Source organism: Azospirillum halopraeferens DSM 3675, from assembly GCF_000429625.1.
Classification (GTDB): domain Bacteria; phylum Pseudomonadota; class Alphaproteobacteria; order Azospirillales; family Azospirillaceae; genus Azospirillum; species Azospirillum halopraeferens.
Genome location: NZ_AUCF01000033.1, coordinates 59,814 through 65,816, shown reverse-complemented (window position 1 = coordinate 65,816; position 6,003 = coordinate 59,814). Strand labels below are relative to the sequence as shown.

5 protein-coding genes are annotated in these 6,003 nt (G+C 72.9%); 1 reads left to right on the top strand and 4 read right to left on the bottom strand.

From position 1 onward, the window contains the following. Positions 1 to 272 (top strand): transposase (locus G472_RS0121880; RefSeq protein WP_029010086.1); only part of this gene is annotated, 272 nt, incomplete at its 5' end. 191 nt (positions 273 to 463) lie between these two features. Here the strand turns inward: G472_RS0121880 and G472_RS0121875 are convergent. The 4 genes from G472_RS0121875 to dsrO all read right to left on the bottom strand — a co-directional run bounded on the left by G472_RS0121875 (position 464) and on the right by dsrO (position 5,971). Continuing rightward, positions 464 to 880, bottom strand: a complete 417-nt coding sequence (locus G472_RS0121875; RefSeq protein WP_029010085.1) for a CBS domain-containing protein — start codon at positions 878 to 880, stop codon at positions 464 to 466. Between the two features lie 86 nt (positions 881 to 966). After that, the gene (locus G472_RS0121870) at positions 967 to 4,074 is read right to left on the bottom strand and encodes a molybdopterin dinucleotide binding domain-containing protein (protein WP_029010084.1); all 3,108 of its coding nucleotides are present in this window, start codon (positions 4,072 to 4,074) and stop codon (positions 967 to 969) included. Positions 4,075 to 4,088: 14 nt separating this feature from the next. After that, positions 4,089 to 5,219, bottom strand: a complete 1,131-nt coding sequence (gene nrfD / locus G472_RS34855; protein ID WP_035693374.1) for an NrfD/PsrC family molybdoenzyme membrane anchor subunit — start codon at positions 5,217 to 5,219, stop codon at positions 4,089 to 4,091. After that, positions 5,219 to 5,971, bottom strand: coding sequence for a sulfate reduction electron transfer complex DsrMKJOP subunit DsrO (dsrO, locus tag G472_RS0121860; protein ID WP_051341130.1), 753 nt, complete (start codon positions 5,969 to 5,971; stop codon positions 5,219 to 5,221). The genes nrfD and dsrO overlap by 1 nt, the downstream gene beginning before the upstream one ends. Positions 5,972 to 6,003 lie beyond the last annotated feature (32 nt).

The following is a 6,003-nucleotide window of genomic DNA, read 5'->3' as shown; positions in this document are numbered from 1 at the left end:
AGCACGACGTCCTGGCCTACATGGACTTCCATCCCGACCATTGGACCAAGATCAGCTCGACCAATCCCCTCGAGCGCGTCAACGGCGAGTTCAAGCGGCGCACCGATGTCGTCGTCATCTTCCCCAATGAAGCGGCGATCTTCCGATTGGGAGGGGCCATCCTGCTGGAGCAAAATGATGAGTGGGCGGCCAGCCGCCGCTACATGAGCTTGGAGACCATGACGCCACTGGGGCATAATGACGTTTCCAGGTTGTCCGCCGTGGCAACCTGACCCGGCTCAACCCGCCGGAGAGCGATGACCAACCCCTTCGCTCGTACACCACGTGCCGGGGCACGATCGCCCGCTGCCCGGCCACACCCGGCCGTGCGCCCCCCGCGGGGCCGGACCGAAGGCAACGGAAAAGCCCGGGGCGGGGGCGCCCGGCGCGCCGGACCCCCGCCCCGGACGCCCGCCGCCCGCACTCAGCGGGACGGGCGGGCGATGCCGGCTTCGGCCTTGCCGGCAGCATCGGCGCCGTGGCGGGTGGCGAGGTCGCCCAGCGAGATGATCCCCACCAGGCGCTTGTCGCGGTTCACCACGGGCAGGCGCTTGACCTGGTTGTCGCCCATGGAGCGGGCGACCGACTCCACGTCGTCGTCGTCGAAGCAATAGCGGACGTCGGCGGTCATCACGTCGCGCACCTTCGCGTCGGGGCCCTTGCCCTGCGCCACGGCGCGGATGGCAATGTCACGGTCGGTGATCATGCCGACCAGCCGGTCGTTCTCGCCCACCGGCAGCACGCCGGCGTTGATGTCGGCCATCATCCGGGCGGCGTCGCGGATGCTCTGGTCGGGACCGGCGACGCGTACGTCACGGGTCATCGCTTCGCTCACGCGCATGTCAGACTCCTTGTCCGATCGGGGTGGTGGTGTGGGGGACGGCGACCGTCCCCCCACCCCAACAGGCTCCCCCGGACATGGTCGCGTCAGGCCGGTACGGCGAGGCGCTCCAGCCGGGCGGGGATGCCCTGGCGCACCGCCGAGCCGGCGATGGGGTCGACCCAAACCGAGGCGCCGGCGCGCGTCGGGTCGGCGATGCCCAGGTCGTTGAGGTTGATGCCCGCCCCGATCTCCGGCACGTCGGGCTGGCGCGTGCCGCCGATGACGTGCGGGCGGGCACCGTACTCCCGGTGGCCGAACCCGTGCTCCACCGCCAGCACGCCCGGCATCACGCCGTGCCGGACGATGGCCGTCGCCGTCGCCGACCCGCCCGGCGTGGCGATGCGGATGCGGTCGCCCGTGGCGATGCCCAGCCGCCGGGCGTCGTCGGCGTTGATGCCCACCGGGTTCTCCGGGTGCAGGTGGCGCAGGCGGTCGGCCGCGATGGTGTAGGCGCTGACCAGCACCGATTTGGCGCTGACCACCTGGAACGGCCAGTCCTCCGGCGTGTGGACCCGGCGCACCGGCGTGCCGTCGGCGAAGACCGGTTCCATCCAGGTGGCCGTGCCGGTCCAGCGCCTGCCGGTGATGCTGCTGCGCGCGGTGCCCACCGCCTCGTTGTAGACCAGCAGCGGGTCCTTGAAGCGGTGGGTCGCCACATCGCCGGCGAACCCCTCGCCGTCGTCCTGGTAGCGGCCGCCGCGGGCCAGGACGAAGGCGACCTTGCGCCATTCCCCGTCCTTCAGCGTTGCCTTCAGCGCCGGCAGCAGGCGGGCGACGCCGGACAGCGCGATGTCCTCGTCGGTTGCGTCGGGCACCGGCTGCTTGCCCAGCCACGCCACGTTGGCGCCGCCGCGCAGGTACCAGTCCTCCGGACGCTCCAGCGGATGGCGGTTGCCCTCCGTGTCCTCGATGGCGTCGGGGCCGAACCCCGGCAGGCCGAGGCGCATCGCCAGGGCGATCAGGAAGGTCTCCATCTGGACGTGCCGCCCGCCGGGCAGCCGCTCGGTGCGGGCCTCCACCACCGGCCAGCGGGCGGTCGTCGTCTTGGTCGGCACGCCGGCCCAGGGGGCCGCCCAGCCCCAGGTTTCGTACAGCACCGTATCCGGCACGATGTAGTCGGCCAGCGCCGAGGATTCGTTGATGAAGGGGTCGATGGCGACGATCAGGGGCAGCGTCGCGGGGTCGCGCAGCGCCGCCTCCGCCGCGGCGCGCACACCGGGGATGCCGTAGACCGGGTTGCTGTTCCACAGGAACAGGGCCTTCAGCCCATAGGGATAGCCGTCCACCAGACCGCTCGTCAGATACTCGGTGGTGAGCTGCGGGGCGTTGGGATACCAGGGGGCCTTCGCCGGGTAGGGCCTGCCCGCCGCCCTGGCCGCCCGGAACTCGCCGGAGCGCTCATAGGGCACCGGGCGGCTGATGGCGATGCCCGACGGCTTCACCTGTCCGGGAAAGCTCGCCAGCTTGTAGCGCGGGCCGTCCTGCTCGTCGGGGAAGCGGCCGCCGCCGAAGATCGTGCCGCCCTTGTGGTTCAGGTTGCCGATCAGGGTGTTCAGCGTGACCACGCCGAAGGCGTTGTAGAAGCCGTTGCCCGCCATCATGCCGCCGTGCGCGTTGGCGGCGGCCTTCTTGCCGTGGGCGGTGAACTCCCGCGCCAGCCCGGCGATGACGTCGGCGGGGACGCCGCAGACGTCGGCGTAGCCGCTCAGCTCCAGCCGCATGGTCTCGTCGCGCAGCAGGGTCAGGGCGGTCTTCACGGCCAGCGCACCGTCCGGCGTCTCCAGCGCGCCGTCGTGGAACAGCGCCGCCGCCCCGCCATGGGCATCGTGCGCCACCGGCGCGCCGTCGGCGGCGAGGACCACGAAGGCGTCCCTGTCGCCGTACCGCTCCTTCTCGTCGAGCGTCACCCAGCCCATGTCGGAGGCGCGCAGCATCCGACCCTCGCGCGGGTGCCCCTTCTGCACGATGACGAGGTGCGTGGCGTTGCACCAGCCGGCCTCGCCCGCCGCCTCCGCCGCCGCGCCGTTGGGCTGCGACAGATAGCGCGTGTCGATGCGCCCGTTCTCGAACATCCAGCGCATCATGCCCATGACCAGCGCGCCGTCCGTCCCCGGCCGGATGGGAACCCAGTTGGCGCGGTCCGCCGTCGCGCGGTTGTCCGCGTTGGTCAGCACCGGGTCGACGACCACATAGTTCAGCACGCCGTCCGTGCGCCCCCTGGCCAGCAGCATGGCCTGGCGCTTGAACGGGTTGCCGGCGTTGGACGGGGCGGTGCCGATGAACAGCACGAACTCGGCGTTCCGCAGGTCCGGCTTGGCGTGGGGCATCTTCTTGGCATCGCCGAACGCCGCGCCGGAGCCCGACCGGTAGGCGCCGCCGCAATAGGCCCCGTGGCCGACGACGTTGATCGTCCCCAGCGCCTGGTTGAAGAATCGGCGCACGAACGGTTCGCGCCCGTCGTTCACCGAGGACAGCAGGGCCACCCGGTTGACCTGCGGCCCCAGCTCCGGCGCCGCCGGGTCGATGGGCGTCTTCAGGTCGCGCAGGCCGCGCAGGCCGTCCACGGGCCCCTCGCCGAACAGGTCGCCGCCCTCGGCGATCTCCTCCACCAGCCGGTCGAAGGCGATGGGCTCCCACCGGCCGGACCCGCGCGGTCCCACCCGCTTCAGCGGGGTGGTGACGCGGAAGGGCGAGGTCAGCATCTCCAGCGCCGCGTTGCCGCGGCCGCAGGCGGTGGAGCGGCCCTGCAACCCCCGCTCGCCCAGCCGCGTCAGCGACGCGAAGCTCTCGCGGATCGGCGTGGCGTACGGCAGGAACGGGTCGGTGGACAGCGGGCTGTAGGGATTGCCGGCGACGCGCAGCACCCGGTTGGCGGCGGTGTCCACCCGCACCCGCACGCCGCACAGGGTGGTGCAGCCCAGGCAGGCGACGTTGGCGACGGTCTGGCCCGGCGTCGGGGTGACGGTGCCGGTCGCCGGATCGACCCGGAACTCGGGCGGCGGCGCGTTGCCGGAGATGGCGTCGTCCGGCCGGTCGGCGGCCCGGGCTCCGCCGACGAGATGGCGGGCGGTGTCGGAGAAGCCGGCGGCGAAGGCGGCCAGCGCGCCCCCGGCGGCGGAGGTCTTCAGAAGAATGCGACGGGTGATCGACATGGCGGTGTCTCCGTTCACTCGGCGGCGGCCACGGCGCGGCCGGCCGCCGGAGCGGCACGGACCGGGCCGGACGCCGGGCGGCGCGGGGTCGGTACGATGGCGGTGATGACGAGCAGCAGGAACAGCCAGAGCCCCGCCGTGCCGGCGATGCCCAGCAGCCCGTCCGGGCCGGCCGGAAGCGCGTATTCGTAGAAGCCGGCGCCGGTCTTCGGCACGCTCTGCCCGCCGATGAACACGGTCCAGCGGAACATCCAGGCGCTGTGGACGGCGATCAGGCCGGTCAGCAGGCCGGTGCCGGAGGGCCGGGCAAGGGCGATGGCGAAGGGCACCGCCGTGGCGGCCACGGCCCACACCGCGGTGACGCGCCACGCCTCGGACCCGACGACGCTGCCCAGCGCCTCGGCGTGCGTCGGTTCGATCCCCGACAGGCCGAGCGCCAGCCACAGGCCCCCCACCGCCATGACCGCGGCCAGCGTCGCGGCGAGCACCCGGTTGACCCGCACCTCCACCGCGCGGTCGGCGCCGGCGAAGCGGTTCAGGATCAGCACCAGCCCGGCCGCCCCGGCCAGCGCGGTCAGGGCGAACTGGACCGGCAGGAAGGGGGTGTTCCACAGCGGCCGCGCCCGGACCACCGCCACCTCGGCGCCGGTGTAGAGGACGACCGCCGCCGCGCCGGCCAGCGCGACCAGGCCGGCGGCCCGGATCAGCGCGTCGTTGCGCCCGCCGCCCGCGGCGGCCAGGCGGTAGAGCGGGGCCAGCCGGCTGTCCACCGCCCCGTGCTCCCGCAGCTCCTCGCGCAGGCAGGTCCAGGCGTAGACCAGCAGGCCCGCGACGTAGAAGGGGATGATCAGGGAACCCCACCACATCCAGGACGTGGGCCGGAACACCACGTAGAAGTGCCAGAAACGGCCGGGCTGGTGGAGATCGGACAGCAGCGCCACCGGCGCCGCCAGGCCGCAGGTCAGCGCCACCAGCAGGGCCACCCGGCCCGTTGCGCGCCACTCCTCCCGCGCGAAGGCGTATCCGGGCAGGCTGAGCAGCACCCCGCCCACCGACAGGCCGATCAGGAAGAAATACTGGACCGCCCATGGAAGCCACGCGACCTCCCGGGTCACGTTGATGACCTCGACGATGTTGGTGTCCATCACGCGTGCTCCTTCGCGGCGGGGGCGTGGGCGTGGGGCCGGGCGCTCGGCCGCCACAGGGTCGGCGTGCCCTCCACCTTGCCCTCCAGGTTGGGGTCGAGCCCGATGTAGAAGACCCGCGGGTCGGTTCCCTGTCCGGGCTTCAGCACCTTGGGCGCCTGCGTCCGCACCAGCCGGGAGACCGTGCTGCCGGGATCGTTCAGATCGCCGAAGATCCGCGCGCCGCCGACGCAGGTCTCGACGCAGGCCGGCAGCAGCCCGGCGTCCACCCGGTGGACGCAGAAGGTGCACTTGTCCGCGGTGCGGGTCTCGTGGTTGATGAAGCGGGCGTCGTAGGGACAGGCCTGCACGCAGTAGCCGCAGCCCACGCACACCGTGTTGTCCACCACGACGATGCCGTCGCGGCGCTGGAACGTCGCCCCGGTGGGGCACACCGGCAGGCAGGGCGCGTCTTCGCAGTGATTGCACAGGCGCGGCAGCATGGCGGTGCCGGCCCGGCCCCCCTCCGTCACCTCGTAGGTCGAGACGATGGTGCGGAAGCTGTTGGCGGGAACCGCGTTCTCCATGATGCACGCCACCGTGCAGGCCTGGCAGCCGACGCACTTGCGCACGTCCACCACCATCGCCCAGCGGTTCGCCGGATCGCCGCCCTTGCGCGCCGCCGCCGCGTCGGCCGGCGGTGCCGCCAGTGCGGCGGCCCCGACCGCGGCGGCGCCGGCGCCCAAGCAAAAGTTGCGTCGTGACCGGTCCATGGCTGACCCCTCCGCCCGTATGCCCGTGCCCG

Bases quoted from the DNA above. Each gene is read 5' to 3' on its own strand.
- G472_RS0121875 (WP_029010085.1), bottom strand. From the start codon at position 880: ATGCGCGTGAGCGAAGCGATGACCCGTGACGTACGCGTCGCCGGTCCC.
- G472_RS0121870 (WP_029010084.1), bottom strand. From the start codon at position 4,074: ATGTCGATCACCCGTCGCATTCTTCTGAAGACCTCCGCCGCCGGGGGC.
- nrfD (WP_035693374.1), bottom strand. From the start codon at position 5,219: ATGGACACCAACATCGTCGAGGTCATCAACGTGACCCGGGAGGTCGCG.
- dsrO (WP_051341130.1), bottom strand. From the start codon at position 5,971: ATGGACCGGTCACGACGCAACTTTTGCTTGGGCGCCGGCGCCGCCGCG.